The following is a 20,652-nucleotide window of genomic DNA, read 5'->3' on the forward strand; positions in this document are numbered from 1 at the left end:
GCCTCGCGCCGTTTCGACTGCATGAAGCTTCGCGCCGTCCCCTCACCCCAACCCCTCTCCCGGGGGGAGAGGGGCTTCAGCGTGCCTACTGCTTTGGCGCCTCCTGCGCCCACGGCGACTTGCCACCCTCGGCGATGAAACGGTCGATGCGCTGCTCCAGCACCGGCAGCGGCACCGAGCCGGTTTCCAGGATCGCGTCGTGGAAGGCGCGGATGTCGAACTTCTCGCCGAGCGCGGCTTCGGCCTTGCGCCGCAACTCGATGATCTTCAGTTCGCCCAGGTAGTACGACAGCGCCTGCCCCGGCCAGGCGATGTAGCGGTCGACCTCGGTGGTGACCTCGTGCTCGCTCAGCGCGGTGTTGTCGCGCAGGTAGGCCTGCGCCTGTTCGCGGGTCCAGCCCTTGTGGTGGATGCCGGTGTCGATCACCAGCCGGCAGGCGCGCCACATCTGGTAGGTCAGGTAGCCGAAGCGGTCGTACGGGGTGTCGTACATCCCCATCTCCTGCCCCAGGTATTCCGAATACAGCGCCCAGCCTTCGCCGTAGGCGGAGATGTAGCCGTAGCGGCGGAAGTCCGGCAAGCCCTGCTGTTCGGCCGCCAGCGGCATCTGCAGCGCGTGGCCAGGCGAGGATTCGTGCAGGGTCAGCGCGGTCAGGTTGTACAGCGGACGCGACGGCAGGTCGTAGGTGTTGACCAGGTAGATGCCCGGGCCGCCGCGGCCGCCGGTGTAGAACGGCGCCAGGTCCGGCGGCACCGGCTCGATCGCGAAGCGCTGCCGCGGCAGGCGGCCGATGTAGTCACCGACCTTGGCGTCCACGCGCTTGGAGATCCACGCCGCCTGCTTGAGCAGTTCCTCCGGCGTCTTCGGATAGAACTGCGGATCGGTGCGCAGGAATTTCAGGAACGCCGGGAAGGTCGGCTGCCCCTTCGGTGCGACGAAGCCGCTGGCGACGATGGTCTGGTCCATGTCCTTGCGCAGCTTGGCCACTTCGCGCAGCCCGATCTGGTGGATCTGCTCGGGCGACAGGTCCAGCGTGGTGAACTCGCGGATCTGCGCGCGGTAGTAGTCCTTGCCATCGGGCAACGCCTCGCCGGCGAGCGTGCTGCGCGCCTTCGGCTGGTACTCCTCGCGCATGAAGCGCAGCAGGTCGGTATAGGCCGGCACCACGCTGTGCGCGATGGCGTCCAGCGCCTGCTGCCGCAGCTGCGCCTGCACGTCGGCCGGGATGCTGGCCGGCATCTGCTTGAACGGGGTGTAGAACAGGTTGGCCTCGCCGCTGGCGTTGGCCACGTCGGCGATCGACTGGTCGCGGCCGGTCAGCGTCACCTTCGGCTGGCTGAAACCGCGCGCCAGGCCGGCGCGCATGTTGACGATCTGCTCGTCGAAGTAGCGCGGAATGTCGGCGAGGATCTTCAGGTAGCGCTGGTAGTCGTCGCGGGTGCGCAGCGTGGCGCGGGCGCTGAAGCCCAGATTGCTCCAGAACGCGGTATCGCTGTTGAACGGCATCTCCCAGGCACGGAAATGCTGCTGGTCCAGGAACACCGCGATCTGCTGGCGGTAGACCTGGTAGTTGACCCGGTCCTGCGCCGACAGCTGCGCCTGGTCGATCGCATCCAGCTCGCGCAGCACCTGCTGCCAGTACGCGGTGCGCAGGTTCTGCGTGGCCAGATCGACCTTGGGCAAGTGATCCGCTGCCGCTCCCTGGCTGTCTTCGTCGTCGGCGCCGGCGGACTGCTCCTGGCGCCATTTCCACTCGCGCAGGTACAGCGCCTTGAAACGCGTGCCGGCGTCGCTGCTCGCCGTGGCCGCGGCGGGTGGCGCGGGTTCTGCGGCAGCGGCGACGCCCTGCCCTGCGAGCGCACAGACGATCGCCAGCAACAGCGGTGCGCGAAGTCGGGAATTCAGGCTCATTGCGCTTTCTCCGAAGTGGCGGCCGCGCCGGCCTTGGCCTGCGCGATCCAGGCGTCGATGCGGGCGTCGAGCAGGTCCAGCGGCATCGCGCCGCCGCCGAGGATCTGGTCGTGGAAGGCGCGGATGTCGAAGCGTGCGCCGAGTTCGCGCTTGGCCTTCTCGCGCAGCGCCAGGATGTCCAGCTCGCCGAGCTTGTAGCCCAGCGCCTGGCCCGGCCACACGATGTAGCGGTCGGTCTCGGCCTGGATGCTGGGCTCGTCGTCGGACGGATGCGCGTGGAAGAAATCGATCATCTGCTGCCGGGTCCAGCGCTTGTAGTGCACGCCGGTGTCCAGCACCAGGCGGTTGGCGCGCAGCAGTTCGCCGGCCAGGCGGCCGTAGTCGCTGTACGGATCCTGGTAGAAGCCCACGTCCTTGCCCAGGCGCTCCGCATACAGCGCCCAGCCTTCGACGTAGGCGTTGTAGCTGGATTGCTGGCGGAACGGCGGCAGCGGCAGGCTCTGCGCGAGCGAGATCTGCAGGTGATGGCCGGGCACGCCTTCGTGATACGCGGTGGCCTCGATGTTGACCAGGGTGCGCTGCGCGTAGTCGCTGGTATTGACCATCACCAGCGCCGGCTTGCTGCCTTGCGCGTCGCTCTGCCAGTACTCGGCGCCCGGTGCGGTGCTGCGGAACTCGGCCATCGCACGCACTTCCAGCGGCGTCTTCGGCAAGGTGCCGAACAGCTTGGGCAGCTGCGGCTGCATCTGCGCGATGTCGTCGCGGTAGCGCTGCAGGATCTGTTCGCGCGAACTGGCGAAGAACCTGCGGTCGCGGGCCACCGCCTTGCGCAGCGCAGGCAGGTCGGCATAGCCGAGCTGCTTGGCGATGGCGCTCATCTCGCCTTCGATGCGCGCCACTTCGGCCAGGCCGATCTGGTGGATCTGCTCGGGCGACTTGTCGGTGGTGGTCTGGGTGTGGATCGCATAGCGGTAGCGGCGCTCGCCATCGGGCAGCGACCACAGTCCTTCCTGCGCGCGGCCCTGCGGCGCGTATTCGTCGGCGACGAAATCGGCCAGCTTGGCGTAGGCCGGACGCACCTGCTGGTCGATTGCCACGAGCATCGCCTCGCGCAGGCGCGCGCGCTCGGCCGCCGGCACCGCGTCGGGGAAGCTCTTCAGCGGCAACGCGAACGGGCTGTCGGCGCCGGCCGGCGCGGCGATCGCGCGCACCTGCGCCGGGATCCGTTCGAGCAGGTATTTCGGCTGCACCAGCCCGTCCTTGGCGCCGGCGCGCGACAGCGCCACGACCTGGTCGAGCAAGGCCGGGATCGCCTGCAGGCGCTTGATGTAGTCCTCGTAGTCCTTGACGCTGGCGAACGGGAACGCCTGCGCGTAACCCGGCAGCGCCAGCTGGATGCCGCCGACCGGCTCCAGCGGCATCTCGTCGTTCTTCAGCGCGATCGCTTCCAGCCGGTCGCGCAACTGGCGCAGCATCATCTGCAGGCTCAGCTGGTCCTGCGCCGACAGCGCCTTGCCGTCGATCGCCTCGAAACGCTTCAGGAAATCCGCGGTGGCCTGTCGTTCGGCCTGCAACGCCGCCGGCGAGTAATCGCTCCAGCGGTCGTTGTAGCGGGTGTCGCCGATGATGCTGGCGAACTCCGGATGGTGCTCGAGCTGGTACTGCCACTGCGCGTCGAGCAAGGCGGCGAAGGCCTGGCCCGGCTGTTGCGCCGGTGTACCCGCCGCGGCCGCCGGCTGCGGCGAGGTGGGCGGCGTGGCCGGCTGGCAGGCGGCCAGCAACGCCGCGGCCAGCGCGCAGGGAAGCAACAGGCGGGCGAATCTCATCGACGGACTCCGGTAAGCGAATGGAACCTCTGCGGCGGCACCGTGCCGGCGGCCGCCGCCTGCATCAGGCGAACGGCCGATCGATCGCCGGCGACGGCGGCGTGAACCACTGCGCGCCGTGTTCGGTGACGTAGAAATGGTCCTCCAGGCGCACGCCGAACTCGCCCGGCACCACGATCATCGGCTCGTTGCTGCAGCACATGCCGGGCGCCAGCGGCAACGCATTGCCGCGCACCAGGTACGGCGCCTCGTGGATGCTCATGCCGCAGCCATGGCCGGTGCGGTGCGGCAATCCCGGCAGGCGATAGTCCGGGCCCAGGCCGGCCGCCTGCAGCACCTCGCGCGCCGCCTGGTCCACCGCCGCGCAGCTCACGCCCGGACGCACCGCGGCGAACGCGGCCGCCTGCGCATCGTGCTCCAGCTGCCAGATGCGCCGCTGCTTCTCGCTCGGTTCGCCGAAGATGTAGGTGCGGGTGATGTCGGAGTGGTAGCCATGCACGGTGCAGCCGGTGTCGATCAGCACCAGCTCGCCCGGACGCAGCGCCTGCACGCCGGGAATGCCGTGCGGGTAGGCGGTGGCATGGCCGAACTGCACGATGCAAAAGGTGGAGCCGTTGTCGGCGCCGAGCGCACGGTGCGCCTGGTCGATGAAGCGCACCAGTTCGGCGGTGGTGATGCCTTCGTGGATCAGGCCGGCGGCCAGCCGCTGCACCTGCAGGGTCATGTCGCAGGCCTGCTGCATCAGCGCCAGTTCCGCCGCCGACTTGCGCATGCGGCAACCATCGACGATCGGCGTCGCGTCGCGGATCGCGATCCGGTCCAGCACCGCGCTCAACCCGCTGTGCACGGCGAAGGCGATGCCCGGATCCAGCGCCAGCGCCTGCGCGCCGAGTTCGCTCAGCGCCTCGGCGACCAGCGCATGCGGATCCTCGTGCTCTTCCCACAGCCGCTTGCGCACCGGGATGCGCAGCACCGCGTCCAGCGAGCCTTCCTCGAACGCCGGGCAGATCAGCAGCGGATCGCCTTCGGCGGTCAGCAGCATCGCCACCAGCCGCTCGCTGGCGCCCCACGGCACGCCGGTGAAATAGCGCAGCGAGGCGCCGGCGCCGATCAGCAGCGCATCGGCGCCCTGCGCGCGCAGCAGTTCGCGCGCCCGCGCCAGCCGCTGTTGATATTCCTGCGGCTGGATCGGCGGCGCCTGCGCCGGCCATGGCGCCAGCTGCGCATGCGCCATGGCCAGGCTCAGCCCGCCGATCTGCGCGGTGGCGCTCATGCCGCGCGCTCCACGTCGGCGACGCTCCACTGGCCGTCGATCAGCCGCTGCACGCCGCCGGGATTGCGGTCGCGCAGCAGTTCCGGCAACAGCGCATCGGGCAGGCCGTCGTAGCTGTGCAGCGCGGCGAAGCGGCGGATCGCGGCCGGCATGCCGACCGCGGTGAAGCCCGGATGGCCGGTGCTCGGGTACGGACCGCCGTGATTCATCGCCGCACTGACCGCCACGCCGGTCGGCATCTTGTTGCAGATCAGGCGTCCCACCCGCGGCCGCAGCGCGGCGGCAATCGCGGCGAACAGCACGTCGTCGCTGCCGTCGGCCGCACGGTAGAGCGTCCCGGTGAGGTTGCCCTCCAGGCTGTGCGCCAGCGCGGTCATCTGCGCCAGGCCGTCGACACGCACCACCAGGCTGACCGGACCGAACGCCTCGGTCTGCAGCGCCTCGGGCTGTTGCAGGAAAGCCTGCGCCGAAACCGCCAGCAAGGTCGGCGCATGCCGATAGCCCGGCTCCGGCGCGGCTTCGCCGCCGGCCAGCACCGCGGCGCCGGCATTGCGCAGCGTGGCCACGCCGCGCTGCAAGTGCTCGAGCACGCCGCGCGAGAACAGCAGGCTCGGCGCGGCACCGGCGAAGTGCGCGCTGGCCGCGGCGACGAACGCATCGCCGTCCTCGCCCTCGGGCACCACCACGATGCCGGGATTGGTGCAGAACTGGCCGCTGCCCATCGTGCACGAGGCGAAGAATTCCTGTGCCAGCGCGGTACCGCGCTCGGCCAGCACGCCCGGCAGCAGGAACACCGGATTGACGCTGGACAGCTCGACGTAGGCCGGCACCCCGGCACGGTCGGCCGCGGCCTTCAGCGCCAGTCCGCCGGCACGGCTGCCGGTGAAACCGATCGCGCCCAATCGCGGATCGCCGGCCAGTTCCAGGCCCAGCGTGTTGTCGAAGTGGTACAGCAACTGCACCGCCGCGGCCGGCAGGCCGTTGTCCAGCAGGGCCTGGTGCGCGAGCTGCGCCAGGCGCTGGCTGGTGGCCGGATGCGACGGATGCGCCTTGGCGATGACCGGATTGCGTGCGGCGATGGCCGAGGCGAAATCGCTGCCGGCCACCGCGTTGAACGCGAACGGAAAATTGTTCGGGCCGAACACCAGCACCGGCTTGTGCAGCGGCCCCAGCTGCGCGCGCAGGCCGGCGGCGGTATCGATCACCGGCTGCGTCCAGCTATGGCGGCGCACCGCCTGCGCGGCCTGGCGCAGCTGCCCGCTGGCGCGCGGCAACTCCACCTTGGCCAGGCGCGGTTCGACCGGCAAGCCGGTCTCGGCATGCGCCAGCGCGACCAACTGCTCCAAGTCGGCATCGATCGCCGCGGCGTAGCTGTCGAGGAACCCGGCGATGCGTTCGGGCGCCGCCGCGGCCAGCGCGTCGGCGACCAGCACCGCCGCGCTCAGCGCCGCTTCCAGATCGGCGGCGCCGCTGACCGGGAACTCCGGTCCGAACGCGTTCCCGTCGCGCGGGTCCTCGGCGCGGAAGCTGCCGCGCGCTTCCAGCGACGGCTGCCAATGGCCGGCAAGCAACAGCGGCTGCATGCTCATCTCAGAGCCCGGGGTGGGTGGCGATGGCGTGGTCGATCACCTTCAGCGCCGCTTCGCGCTCGGCGCCGTCGACGACCAGGCGCGGCGCGCGCACGCGCTCGCTGCCCAGGCCGACCTTCTCCTGCACCAGCTTGATCAGCTGCACGAACTTGGGCACGGTGTCCAGGCGCAGCAGCGGCAGGAACCAGTCGTACAGCGCCTTGGCCGCCGGGTAGCCGCCGTCGCGGGCCAGCTCGAACAGCTTCACCGACTCCTTCGGATACGCGTTGACCAGGCCGGCGATCCAGCCCTTGGCGCCCATGCTGAGGCCTTCGACGATCGCATCGTCCATGCCCACCAGCAGCACCAGGCGGTCGTTGAGCAACTCGCCCAGCGCGGCGAAGCGGCGCACGTCGCCGGAGGATTCCTTGACCGCTTGCAGGTTCGGGAATTCGGCGGCCAGCTCGGCGATCTGCGCCGGGCTGAAATCGGTCTTGTAGGCGACCGGGTTGTTGTACAGGATCACCGGCAGGTCGGTGGCGGCGATGACCGCACGCGCATGCGCGCCCATCTCGCGCCAGTCGGTGGAGTACACGTACGGCGGCAGCACCATGAGCCCGCCGCAGCCGACCTGCTTGGCCGCCTGCGCCAGGCGCACGGCCTCGTCGGTGGACAGCGCGGCGATGCCCGGCACCACCGGGATGCGGCCGTCCAGCGCCTGCACCAGGGTCTTCAGGATCGCGACCTTGTCGTCGAAGCTGAGCGTGGCGGCCTCGCCGAGCGAGCCCAGCGGCACGATCGCGGTGCAGCCGGCGTCGACCATGACCTGCGCATGCTTGGCCAGGAACGCGTGGTCGATGCTGCCGTCGGCGTTGAACGGAGTGGTGATGGCCGGCAGCACGCCGTACCAGAAAGAAGCCTTGCTCATGGGATTACACCTTGTCGAGGGTTGTGAGTGGAGGTTCGGGAAGAAGCGGATCGGGAAGCGATTGGGCGAGCGCGTCCAGGCGCACCGGGAACAGCGGCGGCCGGCGGCCGTCGTCGGAAAAATCGTCGTGCCGCGGCGCCAGCCCCAACTCGGTCAGCGCACTGCCGCAGATGCGGCCCTGGCAGGCGCCCATGCCGCAGCGCGAGACCAGCTTGGCGTCGCGCAGGTCGGCATGGCCGCGCAGCGCCGACAGCGGCACGTCCTCGCAGCGGCACACCAGCGTGTCCGCCGCGGCCAGCGTGTGGATGCGCGGGTCCAGCGCGAACTGGCGCTGCAGCAACGCGGCGAACGCGCGCGCGCGCCGCCGCTGCGGCTGCAATGCCTGCGCCGCGGCCGCCTGCCCCGCTGCCAGGTGCCCGGCGATGGCGCCTTCGACGCGCGCGCAATCGCGCCCGCCGATGCCCAGCGCCTCGCCGGCGGCGTACACGCCTGCGACGCTGGTACGCAACTGCGCGTCCACCGCCACGCACGGATGCGCGCCGCTGCGCGCCAGGCGGCAGCCGAGCAGTTGCGCCAGTTCCACGTTCGGCACCAGTCCGTAGCCGACCGCCAGCTGGTCGCACTCGAGGCGGCGGCGGCCGCGCGGGCCGTCGATCTCCACCGACCGCAGCTGGCTGTCGCCGTGCGCCGCCAGCACCACGCTGCCGCTGTGATAGCGCACGCCGGCCAGCTGCGCGCGCAGGCTCAGCGCCTGCAGCGCCTTGTCCGGCCAGCGCCACGGCAGCTGCGCGGCGAAACCGGCCAGCGCGCGCAGCGGCGCCTGTTCGACGATGCCCAGCACCTGCGCGCCGTGGCGGCGCAGCGTCGCCGCGCTGGCCAGCAGCAGCGGACCGCTGCCGGCAACCAGCACGCGCTTGCCGGACAGCGGCCAGCCCTGCTTGGCCAGCGCCTGCGCGCCGCCGGCGCCGGTGACGCCAGGCAAGGTCCAGCCGGGGAACGGCAGCAGCAATTCGCGCGCGCCGGTGGCCAGCACCAGCGCGTCGTAGCCGATCCAGCGCGCGCCCTGCGGGCCATCGGCCAGCAGCTGCCGGTCCTGCGCCATCAGCAACTGCGTCTGCGACAGAAATTCGATCTTGCTCGCCGCCAGCTGCGCCAGCACCCGCGCGGCCAGCTTCGGCGGCGCATGGGCCACGTCGTGCCGCCAGATCTGGCCGCCGGCGCGCGCCTGCAGATCGACCAGCGCCACGCGCCGGCCATGCCCGGCGGCGGCCAGCGCCGCCGCCAGTCCGGCCGGACCGGCACCGGCCACGACCACGTCGTACTGCAGCGCGCGCGGCTCAGCCATCGGTCCACACCTGCATGCCGTCGCGGACCGGAGTGATGCAGGCGCGCAACTGGCCGAGGCCGTCGATGCGCACCCGGCATTCGCTGCACACGCCCATGCCGCACAGCGGCGCGCGCGGCTGGCCGTTGCGCGAGCGGCGGAAATGCACCGCGACCTGCGCCACCGCCGCGGCCACGCTGCTGCCGTCCAGTACCTCGACGGCCTGACCGTTGATCTGCAGGCGCAGCATCGGCGCGCTCACGACAGCGCCCGCGCCGGCGCGAACGGCGCCGGGTCCAGCACGGGAGTGCGCTGCAAAATCAGATCCAGCAACAGCCGCGCGCTGCCCAGCGCGGTGGTCACGCCCAGCCCTTCGTGGCCGGCCGCGACCCACACGTCGGCACGCTCGGGCACCGCACCCAGGTAGGGACGGCCGTCGGGCGTGGCCGGACGCAGCCCGGTCCACACCCGGATCGCCTGCAGCTGGCGCAACGCCGGCAGGAACGCGAACGCGCGCTCGAGCATGCGTTGCAGCATCGGCATCGACACGCTGCGGTCGCTGGCATCGAATTCGCGCGAGGAACCGATCAGGATCTGCCCGGTCGGCCGCGGCTGCACGTTGAATGCCACGCTGCTGCCGTCGCTGCCGTGCGCGCTGTCGGCATAGCCCAGCTCCAGCAATTGGTGGCCGACGAAGCCCGGATAGCGGTCGGTGATGACCAGCTGGCCCTTGCGCGCGCGCATCGGCAGCTCCGGCAGCAACTCCGGCAACGCGCAGCCGGTGGCGACCAGCACCGGGCCGCTGAGGGTACTGCCGTCGTCCAGGCGCAGTCCGCCGGTAGCCAGCGCCAGCGCGCGGCGCCCGGCGAACAGCTGCGCACCGGCGGCGAGCGCACGCTCGACCAGATGCCGCGCCATCCGCGGCGGATACACCACCGCTTCGGCGGCCACGCGCATGCCGCCGGCCAGCCCCGGCGCCAGCGCCGGCTCCAGCCGGTACAGCGTCTCGGCATCGATCGCCTCGGCATGCACGCCGGCCGCGGCCAGGCGCTGGATCTTGGCCGGGATCGCCTCCAGCTCGCGCGCCTGCCGCGCCACCCACAGCGTGCCGCAGCGGCTGAACTCGGCCGCCGGCAACTGCGCGAATTCTTCCCACAGGCGCAGCGAATAGGACGACAGCGCCAGTTCCGCCGGATCGTCGTCCATCGCCACCAGATGACCCATCGCCGCGGCGGTGGAACCGCCGCCGATCGTGCCCGACTCGACGATCGCCACCCGCAGCCCGGCGGCGGCGGCCGCATTGGCGCAGGCCGCGCCGACGATGCCGGCGCCGACGACGATCAGGTCGAAACCGCTCATCCGGCGCCGATGCCCCAGGCGAACGGATCCTGCGCATCGATCAGCAGCTGCGCGCGGGCAGTGATGTGCGCCTGCCCGGTGATCCGCGGCAGCACGCCGCGGGTGCCGGGCACGTAGCTGCCTTCGAACAGGCTGCCGAGGATGCCCTCCTGGCGCCACACCTGGCCGGCGGCCAGCTTGCCGTCGGCGGCCAGGCACGCCAGCTTGGCGCTGGTGCCGGTGCCGCACGGCGAACGGTCGTAGGCCAGGCCCGGGCACAGCACGAAGTTGCGCGCGTCGGCGCCGGTGTCCGGCGCCGGGCCGTTGATCTCGATATGGTCGATCTCGCCGTCGTCGGCGCCGCGGATGCCGGCCGCCTCCAGCGCCAGCCGCAGCGCCTCGGTGTACGCGGTCAGCGCGCGCTGGTTGCGCAGCTCCAGCGCGCACGGCGTCTGCTCGGTGATGAAGAACCAGTTGCCGCCCCAGGCCACGTCGCCGCGCACGCGGCCGTAGCCGGGCACCTGCACCTCGATGCCGGCGGCGTGGCGGTAGCTTTCCACGTTGTCCACCGAAACCCGGCCGTCGCCGTGCAGCTCCACTCCCACCGTGCCCACCGGGGTTTCGATGCGGTGCGTGCCCGGCGCCAGCCGGCCCAGCTCGGCCAGCGTGCGCACCAGGCCGATGGTGCCGTGGCCGCACATGCCCAGGTAGCCGACGTTGTTGAAGAAGATCACCGCGGCGCAGGCGTCGGCCGCGATCGGCGGCAGCAGCAGCGCGCCGACCATGGTGTCCGAGCCGCGCGGTTCGCAGGCGATGGCGCTGCGCCAGCGATCGAAGCGATCGCGGAACAGATCGCGCCGTTGCGCCAGCGGGCCGGTGCCCAGGTCCGGGAAGCCGGCGACGACGACACGGGTCGGTTCGCCGCCGGTATGCGAGTCGATCACATCGAGTGTATGCATAGGTCCATGCTCACATTCCGGGCCGCCGGCGGCTAGCAGCGTTTGCTTGTCATAAATGCGGAAATTCGCACAACCCCGGCGTCCCCGCAGGCCCGGTTTAGGCTAGGATCGGTCCTCAGGGGTGGGCATGCCGCGGCTTGCCTGCCGCCGCAGCCTACAACCGCCCGGTGAGTGCAGATGGATACTTTGATTTCCGCATTGGAGATGCAGACGCTGTTCGATGCGCTGCCGGACGTGGTGTTCTTCGTCAAGGACCGCGACGGCCGCTACACCCACGTCAACCTGACCCTGGTGCGGCGCCTGGGCAAGAAGTACCGGGCCGACCTGATCGGCAAATCGGCGCTGGAAGTGTTCCCGCTGCCGCTGGGCGGCAGCTACCTGATGCAGGACCGGCGCGTGCTGTGCGGCGAAATGATCGAGAACCAGCTGGAAGTGCACCTGTTCCCGAACCGCACCCCGGGCTGGTGCCTGACCTTCAAGCGCCCGCTGTGCGAGCAGAACGAAGTGATCGGCGTGGTCGGCATCTCCCGCGACCTGGGCCAGCCCGACAGCCGCCATTCGGCCTACGAACGCATCAGCCGCGCGATGGAGCACATGCAGACCCACTACGGCGACAACCTGCGCGTGCAGACCCTGGCCGACCTGGCAGAACTGTCGGTGGCGCAGCTGGAACGGCATTTCCGCCGCGTGTTCCAGCTGACCCCGCAACAGCTGCTGACCAAGATGCGCATCGAAGCGGCGATGCGCCTGCTGCACGGCGAGGACAGCATCGCCAGCATCGGCCAGGCCTGCGGCTTCGCCGACCAGAGCGCGTTCGCGCGCCAGTTCAAGGCCACCGTCGGCATGACCCCGCGCGACTACCGCTCGATGAAGGGCAAGCTCTGAGAGGCCGGGATTGGGGATTCGGGATTGGGGATTCGTGAGGGCGCTGCATCTGCAGGAGGCAAAAATGCCGCTGTTGCGAATCCCGCATCCCCAATCCCCAATCCCGGCCCCACAGGGGCCTAACAGGCGCTAGTGGTAGCATTCCCGGTTTCCGGTACACGCGTTATCCATGGTCAGCCTATTCCGTCGCAACAAGCCCCAGGACCACGCTGGCGATAGCCGCAGCACCCAGCGCTACAGCATCGAGGAACTGGCCGCCGCCTTCCCCAAGCCGGCCGGCGCAGCGCCTGCCGCCGAGCCCGCCGCCGTTGCAGCGCCTGTCGCTGAACAGGCACCGCCGCACGCGGCGCCAGCCGCAGCGCCAGTGGCGCGCGACAGCGGCCGTCCGAGCGCCGACGCCGCACCGCTGCCGCCTGCCCCGATCGCCGTGCCGCCCCCCGGCGCAACGCCGCTGCCGCCACAGGCGCCGACCGCGCCAGCGGAAGCGCGCGTTCCCGCCCCGGCCGTTCCCGCCGCGGCGACGCCCAGCGCGCCCATGCCCACGCCGGCGCCGGCGAGCGCGCTCGCCGCAGGCGACGACCTGCAGCGCAGCGACGCCGCGCCGGCCGCACCTGCCGGCAAGCCGGGCTGGCGCGAACGCCTGCGCAACAGCGCCATCGCACGCAGCTTCGGCGGCCTGTTCTCGCGCAATCCCAAGCTCGACGACGACCTGCTCGACGAGATCGAGACCGCGCTGATCACCGCCGACGTCGGCGTGCCGGCCACCACCGCGCTGATCGAGAACCTGCGCAAGCGCATGAAGGCGCGCGAATTCGTCGATGCGCAGGCGCTGCTGCGCGCGCTGCGCGCCGACCTGATCGCGATCCTGCTGCCGGTCGCCAAACCGCTGCAGATCGACCGCACTGCCAAGCCGTTCGTGGTGCTCACCGTCGGCGTCAACGGCGTCGGCAAGACCACCACCATCGGCAAGCTGGCCAAGCGTTTCAAGGACGACGGGCACAGCCTGATGCTGGCCGCCGGCGACACCTTCCGCGCCGCCGCGGTGGCGCAGCTGCAGGCCTGGGGCGATCGCAACGGCGTCACCGTGATCGCGCAGGGCCAGAACGCCGACGCCGCCTCGGTCGCGTTCGACGCGCTGCAGGCCGGCAAGGCGCGCGGTACCGAGGTGTTGATCGCCGATACCGCCGGGCGCCTGCACACCCAGACCGGGCTGATGAACGAGCTGGGCAAGATCCGCCGCGTGCTCGGCAAGCTCGACCCGGCCGCGCCGCACGAAGTGCTGATGGTCATCGACGGCACCACCGGCCAGAACGCGCTGTCGCAGCTGCGCCAGTTCCACGCCGCGGTCGGCGTCACCGGGCTGGTGGTGACCAAGCTCGACGGCACCGCCAAGGGCGGCGTGGTGTTCGCGCTGGCGCGCGAGTTCGGCATCCCGATCCGCTTCGCCGGCATCGGCGAGCGCCCGGAAGACCTGCGCGTGTTCGACGCCGAAGCCTTCGTCGACGCCCTGCTGCCGGAAGCGCTGGGCGCCTGACCCAAAGCCCCTCTCCCGTCGGGAGAGGGGTTGGGGTGAGGGTACGGCGAAGTCCGCTGCGCAGGCACTTGCGCTGTCCGAACCGCACTGGGCTTCGCCCGTACCCTCATCCGCCCCTTCGGGGCACCTTCTCCCGAGGGGAGAAGGAAAGACAAAGCCAGCATGCGCCAGCCCCCAGACACCTTCGCCCCCCGCCTGCTCGCCTGGTTCGACCGCAGCGGCCGCCACGACCTGCCCTGGCAGCATCCGCGCAGCCCGTATCGCGTATGGCTGTCGGAAATCATGCTGCAGCAGACCCAGGTCGCGGTGGTGATCCCGTATTTCCTGCGCTTCCTGCAGCACTTCCCGACCCTGCCGGACCTGGCCGCAGCCGGCACCGACGCGGTGATGGCGCAGTGGGCCGGGCTGGGCTACTACGCCCGCGCGCGCAACCTGCATGCCGCCGCCAAGCGCTGCGTGGAGCTGCACGATGGCGAACTGCCGCGCGATTTCGATGCGCTGCACGCGCTGCCCGGGATCGGCCGCAGCACCGCCGGCGCGATCCTGAGCCAGGCCTGGAACGACCGCTTCCCGATCCTGGACGGCAACGTCAAGCGCGTGCTGACCCGCTACCACGGCATCGCCGGCTATCCGGGCCTGCCGGCGGTGGAGAAACCGCTGTGGGCGATCGCGCAGGCGCACGTGGCCGCGGTCGCCGACGGGCGCATGGCCGACTACACCCAGGCGCAGATGGATTTCGGCGCCACCCTGTGCACCCGCGCCAACCCGGCCTGCGTGCTGTGCCCGCTGCAGGACGACTGCGTGGCGCGCCGCGACGGCCTGGTCGAGGCATTGCCCACACCGAAACCGGGCAAGACCCTGCCCGAACGCGAAGCGCTGGCGCTGCTGCTGGAGAACGCCGCCGGCGAGCTGCTGCTGCAGCGGCGCCCGCCGAGCGGCATCTGGGCCTCGCTGTGGACGCTGCCGCAGGCCGAGAGCGAGAGCGAGTTGCGCGCCTGGTTCGAACGCGAGATCCGCGGACGCGGCCGCGGCTTCGACGATGCCGAGCCGATGCCGCCGATCGTGCACACCTTCAGCCACTACCGCCTGCACCTGCAGCCGCTGCGCCTGCGCAAGGTCGCCTTGCGCGACGCGGTACGCGACAATGACGACCTGCGCTGGGTCGCGCGTGCCGACCTGTCCGCACTCGGCCTGCCCGCCCCGATCCGCAAACTGCTCGACGGCCTCTGATCGTCGCCCACCGCGCCACCAGGAACCGCCATGTCCCGCACCGTCTTCTGCCAGTACCAGCAACGCGACGCCGAAGGGCTCGACTACGTGCCGTATCCCGGCGAGATCGGCCAGCGCGTGTTCGCGCAGATCGGCAAGGCCGGCTGGCAGGCATGGCTGGCACACCAGACCATGCTGATCAACGAGAACCGGCTGTCGCCGCGCGATCCCAAGCACCGCGCATTCCTGGAGGCGGAACTGGAGAAATTCCTGTTCCAGGGCGGCGCGCCCAAGCCCGAAGGCTACGTGGAACCCGAACAGGAATCCTGAGCCCAGGCAAGCCACGCCCCCTGTAGGAGCGGCTTCAGCCGCGACAGAACCCATCCGCAAAGTCCGCCGCAGCCGCCGCCGCAGCCACTCCTACACGCTGCGCCCGCCCGCTTCCACACCGACCGCAACCCGCCTGACGCCGACGCTACTGCGCCGGCGCCGGCTGCTGCGCCCGCTCCTGCACCTTGGCCTCGCGCAACTCCTTTTCCGAGGTACGCAGCGCTTTCACGTCGAGCGGGCGAATGCTCTGGATGCGGCACGGCAGGCGGATCGCGCCCGGGCTGCCGCCGATCACCAGCACGTCGTCGAAACGCGCCGACACCCGGTCGCTGAAGTGGGTAATGGCGATCGTCGGCGCAAAGTCCAGATCGGGGCAGCGGCCGCTCAGCTCCAGCAGATAGGCCTGGTTGGGCCGCGTCCACACCGCCAGCGCGCTGTCGCCGAGCGCGGTCCAGCCGCTGATCCGGTTGTAGTACTGGAAGTCGCGCACCGGCGCGGCGGCATGGGCGCGGTACAGCGCCAGGCGCTCGTCGTCGCTGATCCGGTTGGTGGCGCAGCCGGCCAGCGCGGCCAGTCCGAGCAGTGACAGCAAGAGGCGTTTCATGGCGAATGCTCCGGTGGCGATGCGCGAATGATGCACCCGCGCCATGCCGTGCCGCGTGCGTGCGCGCAGCGCGTTCAGCCACAAGGCAGCTGGCGGACCGAAGCCGCGGCGGGGGCCCAACCCCGTTGCCGGCGATCGCGCGTTTGCAGCCTCGGACCCACACCGAGCGCCCACCATGCAACTACGCCCGCACCGCACCGTCCTGCCGTCCCTGATCCTCGCCGCGCTGCTGGCAGGCTGCAGCACCACCAGCGACGATCGCGTCGCCGCACGCGCGCCGGCGGCGATCGATGCCGCCGCCGTGCCCGAGGCCTACATCCCGAGCGAACGCCTGGCCGAGCCCGCGCCGCCGCGGATGCTGGCCCCGCCATCCCCACCCGCGCCGCCGGCGCAGGCCGCAGCGTCGGTCGCGCCGTCGGTGGCCGGCAATACCGGCATCGACGTCTACATGCCTATGCCGCCGCTGGACCGCGAACGCTACGAACATCCAACCGACAACCCAGTGCACAGCGCGCGCGAACAGCCGCTGTCCACCTTTTCGATCGACGTGGACACCGGCAGCTACGCCAACGTGCGGCGCATGCTGCGCGATGGCCAGCGCCCGCCCGCCGATGCGGTGCGCGCCGAGGAATTCATCAACTACTTCGACTACGCGCACCCGGCCCCGCGCGACCGCGACACGCCGTTCCGGGTATCCACCGAACTGGCGCCCGCGCCGTGGAATCCGCAGCGGCAACTGCTGATGATCGGCATCAAGGGCTACGACGTCCCGCGCCAGGCATTGCCGCCGGCGAACCTGGTGTTCCTGATCGACACCTCCGGCTCGATGGAAAGCGCGGACAAGCTGCCCTTGCTCAAGCAGGCCTTCGCCATGCTGGTGCCGCAACTGCGCGCGCAGGACCGCGTCTCGATCGTGGTCTACGCCGGCGCGGCCGGACTGGTGCTGCCGCCGACGCCCGGCGACCGCCATGCCGAGATCCTCGCCGCGCTGCAACGGCTGCAGGCCGGTGGCAGCACCAACGGCGGCGACGGCATCCGCCTGGCCTATGCGACCGCGCGCAAGAGTTTCGTCGCCGGCGGCAGCAACCGGGTGATCCTGGCCACCGACGGCGACTTCAACGTCGGCACGGTCGACCGCGGCGCGCTGGAGACCCTGGTCGCCGACCAGCGCCGCAGCGGCGTGGCACTGAGCACGCTCGGCTTCGGCCGCGGCACCTACAACGACGCGATGGCCGAACGCCTGGCCGACGTCGGCGACGGCAACCACGCCTACATCGATTCGGCGCGCGAGGCGCACAAGGTGCTGGTGCAGCAGATGCAGGCCACGCTGCTGACCATCGCCCGCGACGTCAAGATCCAGGTCGAGTTCAATCCGGCGCAGGTCGCAGAATACCGCCTGATCGGCTACGAGAACCGGTTGCTGGCGCGCGAGGATTTCGCCAACGACAAGGTCGATGCCGGCGAGATCGGCGCCGGCCACAGCGTCACCGCGCTGTACGAGATCACCCCGGTGGGCAGCGCGCCGCAGCGCCTGCCGGCCTTGCGCTATGCCGCACCGGCGCCGGCGGCGCAGACGCCGCTGCACGCCGGCGAACTGGCGCAGTTGCGGCTGCGCTACAAGCTGCCGGGGCAGGAGCGCAGCCGCCTGTTGCAGAGCACGATCGCGACCGCCGCGGCGACGGCGCAGCCAAGCGCGGATCTGCGTTTCGCCGCCGCGGTCGCCGCCTGCGCCGACCTGCTGCGCGGCGGCGCCCACATCGATGGCTGGGACTGGGCGCAGGTGGCCAACGCGGCGCGCGCAGCGACCGGCGAGGACCGCAGCGGCGACCGGCGCGAGTTCTTCGAACTGCTGGCGGTCGGTCAGCGCCTGGCCGCGCCACAAGTGGCGAATGCGGTGGATGCGGCAGACGCGGCCGCAGCGGCGGCAGCGCAGGTGTCCACGCGCTGAGCGCAGGCGCGCGCAGGCTGCGCACGCCCCGACATGCGCAGCCGCAGGCGCCGGCTCAGTCGCCCGCGCCTGCCGCTACGTTCAACGCTGCGCCGTCTTCGCCGATTCGCAGAAGCGCTGCCGGTACTCCATCGCCTTGGGCATCAGCGCCTGCAGGTTCTGGATCCGCGTGCCCGGATTCGGGTGCGTGGACGAGAACTCGGGCGGCGCCTGGCCGCCGCTGCTGGCGCTCATCCGTTCCCACAGCGGCACCGCCTCCTGCGGATCGAAGCAGGCCGCGGCGGCCAGCATCAGCCCGACCTCGTCGGCCTGGGTCTCGTGGCTGCGCGCGTACGGCAGCAGGTAGCCGTAGCCCATCGCCGCCATCGCCATCTGTTGCTGTTGCGGGTCCATGCCGCTGGCCGCGCCGGCCATCTGCCCGATCTGGGTCAGCTTCTGCTGCGCCATGCGTTGCGCACCGTGGCGCAGCAGCGCATGCGCGATCTCGTGGCCCATCACCACCGCCATCGCATCGGCATTTTTGGCCACCGGCAACAGCCCGGTGTAGACCGCCATCTTGCCGCCGGGCAGGCAGAACGCATTGGCCTGCTCGGACTCGATCACGTTGACGTCCCAGTCGAAGCCGCGCGCATAGTGCTTGGCCTGCATGCCGTGCTCGGCGGCCAGCGCGTCCTCGACCACGTCGACCTTGGCGATCAGCCGCTGCGCGATCGCGCGCACCTGCTGCGCCACCTGCGATTGCGGATCGACCGGATGTTCCTGCGCCAGGATCTCCTGGTAGGCCTGCAGGCCCAGCGCCTTCTCGTCCTCGACCCCAAGCGCATTGTCGATCAGCACCTTCTCGCCGGTGTACGGATCCTCGCTGCGATTGGAGAACCAATAGAAGCCCGCGTACACGGCGAAACCCAGCAGCACCAGCCAGCGCACCCCGCCCAGCGGCCCGCGACGGCCTCCGCCCTGTTCCCCGCCCTGGCGGCCGAAGACGTTGCTCATGTCCAATCCCCTTGCTGGCTGGTGGGCGGCGACGGCGCCTGCCTATGCCGCGCACTGTAACGACGTGCGGTGCGCGGCCGCGTCAAATTCCGCGCACCAGGCGAAAACCGACCCTGGCGCTGGTGGTGTCGGAGTCCTGCATCAACCGCCAGGCGGCACGGGTCTGCTCCGGCGCGTTGGCCCAGTTGCCGCCGCGCACCACCCGCGAGCGGCAACCGGGGTTGTACCAGGCGGCGCCGTCGGCCGGCGCGCGGCGGTAGCTGGAATGCCAGCAATCGGCGACCCACTCGCTGAGGTTGCCGCCCATGTCGTGCAGGCCCCAGGCATTGGCCTTGAAGCTGGCGACCGGCGCCGGCCCCCAGAAGCCGTCGGCATAGCCGACGAAGGCGTTGTTCCAGTGCCGGCCGCTGGGCGAGACGTCGCCGCCGCCGGTGAAGTTGCCGGCGCCGCGCGGCGGCGTGCCGGCGTTGCCCCACGGATAGCGGCCGCGGCCGCCGGCGCGCAGCGCGTATTCGAACTCGGCTTCGCTGGGCAGCCGGTAGTGGCGCCCGGTCTGCTGCGACAGCCACGCCGCGTAGGCCTCGGCATCGCGCACGCTGACGTGCATCACCGGGCTGTTCGGCGCGGCGCGCGCGCCGTTGTAGCCGGACTGCCAGTCGGTGCCGCTGCGGCGCACGAAGTTGCCGCTGCGCTCGTCGTAGACGATCGAATGCCCGCGCCGGGTCGCCCGCGGCCGCGCGCCGCTGACCTCGACGAAGCGGCGGAACTCGGCCACGGTGACCTCGGTGATCGACATCGCGAAACCGCGGTCGAAGCGCACGTAGTGCAGCGGCTGCTCGGCCGGCATCGCGCCCGGCTCGGTCGCGCTGGCGCCCATGCGGAAGCCGCCGTGCGGCACCACGATCATCTGCGGCCCGCGCTCGCCGTTGCTCATGCCGTCGGTGAACACCTGGCCGGGGCGGAAGCTGCCGTAGTGGGTGGCCAGGTCGATGCGCTCGCGCAGCATCGCCGCCACCGGATCGCCCGGATCGGCGATGCGCAGCACCTCGCCCAGTTTCTCGCGCGCCGCCTTCAGTCCGGCCGGCGTGGCCAGGTCGCGCAGGCCGGCGTCGCGCAGCGCGGCGATGCGCGCGGTGCGCACGCCTTCCACCCGCGCACGCGCGTCGCGCACGGTGGCGGCGGCGTCGCGGATCCGCGCCGCGCGCGCCAGCCAGCTGCCGGCGGCGGCGAAATCGGACACCGTCGCGGCCGCCTCGGCGCGCCGGATCAGCGCGCTCTCCACCGCCGCCACGCCTTGCCGCGCACGCGCATCGTCCGCGTCCAACTGCAGCGCTTCGCGGAAGTTGGCGAGCGCGCCGTTGCCGTCCTCGCCGAGCCGGCCGGCGCGCAGATCGTCTTCGCCGGCGCGGTTATAGGCCAGCACCCGCTGCGCGGTCTCCACCCGCTGCTGCAGGCGCCGCACCGCCGGATCGTCGGCATCCAGCGACAGCGCCACCATCGCGATGCGATCGGCGCGCTCGAGCGCCTGCTCCTGCTGCTCCGATACGCGCAGCAGGTCGCCGCCGAGTTGCAGCAGCCGGCGCCGCGCCTTGCGCAGGCCGTCGCGCGCGACCGGGTCCTGCGGCGCCAGCGCGCGGATCGCCAGGTACAGCGGGATCGCCGACTGCGCGTCCTCGAACAGGCGATCCTCGGCCAGCGCGCGCGCGGCGTCGCGGCGCGCCTGCGCCAGTTGCGCGCGCTCGAGCGTCGGCAGCGGCGGCTGCCAGCGCGCCACCGTCTCGGCGGCATCCTCGCCGCCGATGGTGACGCTGGGCGCCTGCACCGGCTTGCCGGCCGCCGCTGCCGCCGCCTGCGCCGGCCTGGCGGGCGCCGGCTTGGTGGGCTGCGCCGGTGGCGCGGGCGCCGGCCCGCTGCAGCCGCACGCCAGCGCGACCAGCAGGGTCCAGGCGATCACAGGGCCGCTCGTACGCACGCTTCCTCCCAACGACATTGGCCTCCCGATGGCATCCGCGCCACCCCGT

At 71.4% G+C, this 20,652-nt stretch carries 17 protein-coding genes; 5 read left to right on the forward strand and 12 right to left on the reverse strand.

The genetic code is table 11. The features are described from left to right. Positions 1 to 85: 85 nt before the first annotated feature. The 9 genes from JR064_RS01495 to JR064_RS01535 form a co-directional block, all read right to left on the reverse strand. On the reverse strand, positions 86 to 1,912 hold the full coding sequence (locus tag JR064_RS01495; protein ID WP_191824681.1) for a DUF885 domain-containing protein: 1,827 nt from the start codon (positions 1,910 to 1,912) through the stop codon (positions 86 to 88). Further along, positions 1,909 to 3,738 (reverse strand): DUF885 domain-containing protein, encoded by a 1,830-nt coding sequence (locus JR064_RS01500; RefSeq protein ID WP_206228573.1) that lies wholly within the window; start codon positions 3,736 to 3,738, stop codon positions 1,909 to 1,911. Before JR064_RS01500 ends, JR064_RS01495 begins: the two co-directional genes overlap by 4 nt. A gap of 64 nt (positions 3,739 to 3,802) precedes the next feature. After that, a complete protein-coding gene (locus JR064_RS01505; protein WP_206228574.1) occupies positions 3,803 to 5,011 on the reverse strand; it encodes a M24 family metallopeptidase in 1,209 nt (402 codons plus the stop codon). Continuing rightward, on the reverse strand, positions 5,008 to 6,600 hold the full coding sequence (locus tag JR064_RS01510) for an aldehyde dehydrogenase family protein (protein WP_206228575.1): 1,593 nt from the start codon (positions 6,598 to 6,600) through the stop codon (positions 5,008 to 5,010). The genes JR064_RS01505 and JR064_RS01510 overlap by 4 nt, the downstream gene beginning before the upstream one ends. Before the next feature lies 1 nt (position 6,601). Further along, positions 6,602 to 7,507: a dihydrodipicolinate synthase family protein gene (locus tag JR064_RS01515; protein WP_179563881.1), complete on the reverse strand. Its 906-nt coding sequence runs from the start codon at positions 7,505 to 7,507 to the stop codon at positions 6,602 to 6,604. A gap of 4 nt (positions 7,508 to 7,511) precedes the next feature. Continuing rightward, on the reverse strand, positions 7,512 to 8,852 hold the full coding sequence (locus tag JR064_RS01520; protein WP_206228576.1) for an NAD(P)/FAD-dependent oxidoreductase: 1,341 nt from the start codon (positions 8,850 to 8,852) through the stop codon (positions 7,512 to 7,514). Further along, positions 8,845 to 9,081: a (2Fe-2S)-binding protein gene (locus JR064_RS01525; RefSeq protein WP_179565526.1), complete on the reverse strand. Its 237-nt coding sequence runs from the start codon at positions 9,079 to 9,081 to the stop codon at positions 8,845 to 8,847. The genes JR064_RS01520 and JR064_RS01525 overlap by 8 nt, the downstream gene beginning before the upstream one ends. An 8-nt stretch (positions 9,082 to 9,089) precedes the next feature. Beyond that, a complete protein-coding gene (locus JR064_RS01530; RefSeq protein ID WP_206228577.1) occupies positions 9,090 to 10,190 on the reverse strand; it encodes an NAD(P)/FAD-dependent oxidoreductase in 1,101 nt (366 codons plus the stop codon). Then, complete coding sequence (locus JR064_RS01535) at positions 10,187 to 11,128, reverse strand: 4-hydroxyproline epimerase (protein ID WP_179563878.1); 942 nt, start codon at positions 11,126 to 11,128, stop codon at positions 10,187 to 10,189. The genes JR064_RS01530 and JR064_RS01535 overlap by 4 nt, the downstream gene beginning before the upstream one ends. A gap of 177 nt (positions 11,129 to 11,305) precedes the next feature. On the opposite strand from JR064_RS01535, the gene JR064_RS01540 reads away from it, so the two are divergent. From JR064_RS01540 to JR064_RS01555, 4 genes are all read left to right on the forward strand, one after another. Beyond that, the gene (locus tag JR064_RS01540; RefSeq protein WP_179563877.1) at positions 11,306 to 12,013 is read left to right on the forward strand and encodes an AraC family transcriptional regulator; all 708 of its coding nucleotides are present in this window, start codon (positions 11,306 to 11,308) and stop codon (positions 12,011 to 12,013) included. Positions 12,014 to 12,182: 169 nt separating this feature from the next. Beyond that, positions 12,183 to 13,547 (forward strand): signal recognition particle-docking protein FtsY, encoded by a 1,365-nt coding sequence (gene ftsY / locus JR064_RS01545; protein WP_206228578.1) that lies wholly within the window; start codon positions 12,183 to 12,185, stop codon positions 13,545 to 13,547. Positions 13,548 to 13,709: 162 nt separating this feature from the next. Beyond that, on the forward strand, positions 13,710 to 14,777 hold the full coding sequence (mutY, locus tag JR064_RS01550) for an A/G-specific adenine glycosylase (RefSeq protein WP_206228579.1): 1,068 nt from the start codon (positions 13,710 to 13,712) through the stop codon (positions 14,775 to 14,777). A 30-nt stretch (positions 14,778 to 14,807) separates the two neighbouring features. Then, positions 14,808 to 15,086, forward strand: a complete 279-nt coding sequence (locus JR064_RS01555) for an oxidative damage protection protein (RefSeq protein ID WP_179563874.1) — start codon at positions 14,808 to 14,810, stop codon at positions 15,084 to 15,086. Positions 15,087 to 15,231: 145 nt separating this feature from the next. On the opposite strand, the gene JR064_RS01560 is transcribed toward JR064_RS01555, so the two are convergent. After that, on the reverse strand, positions 15,232 to 15,690 hold the full coding sequence (locus JR064_RS01560; protein WP_179563873.1) for a DUF6491 family protein: 459 nt from the start codon (positions 15,688 to 15,690) through the stop codon (positions 15,232 to 15,234). A gap of 175 nt (positions 15,691 to 15,865) precedes the next feature. On the opposite strand from JR064_RS01560, the gene JR064_RS01565 reads away from it, so the two are divergent. Next, entirely contained in the window at positions 15,866 to 17,638 is a 1,773-nt protein-coding gene (locus tag JR064_RS01565) for a vWA domain-containing protein (protein WP_206228580.1), read from the forward strand. A gap of 81 nt (positions 17,639 to 17,719) precedes the next feature. Here the strand turns inward: JR064_RS01565 and JR064_RS01570 are convergent, their stop codons facing one another. Continuing rightward, the gene (locus JR064_RS01570) at positions 17,720 to 18,631 is read right to left on the reverse strand and encodes a M48 family metallopeptidase (RefSeq protein WP_191824691.1); all 912 of its coding nucleotides are present in this window, start codon (positions 18,629 to 18,631) and stop codon (positions 17,720 to 17,722) included. Positions 18,632 to 18,713: 82 nt separating this feature from the next. Further along, positions 18,714 to 20,621, reverse strand: a complete 1,908-nt coding sequence (locus tag JR064_RS01575; protein WP_206228581.1) for a formylglycine-generating enzyme family protein — start codon at positions 20,619 to 20,621, stop codon at positions 18,714 to 18,716. Positions 20,622 to 20,652 lie beyond the last annotated feature (31 nt).

The sequence above is a fragment of the Xanthomonas bonasiae genome, from assembly GCF_017163705.1.
GTDB lineage: Bacteria > Pseudomonadota > Gammaproteobacteria > Xanthomonadales > Xanthomonadaceae > Xanthomonas_A > Xanthomonas_A bonasiae.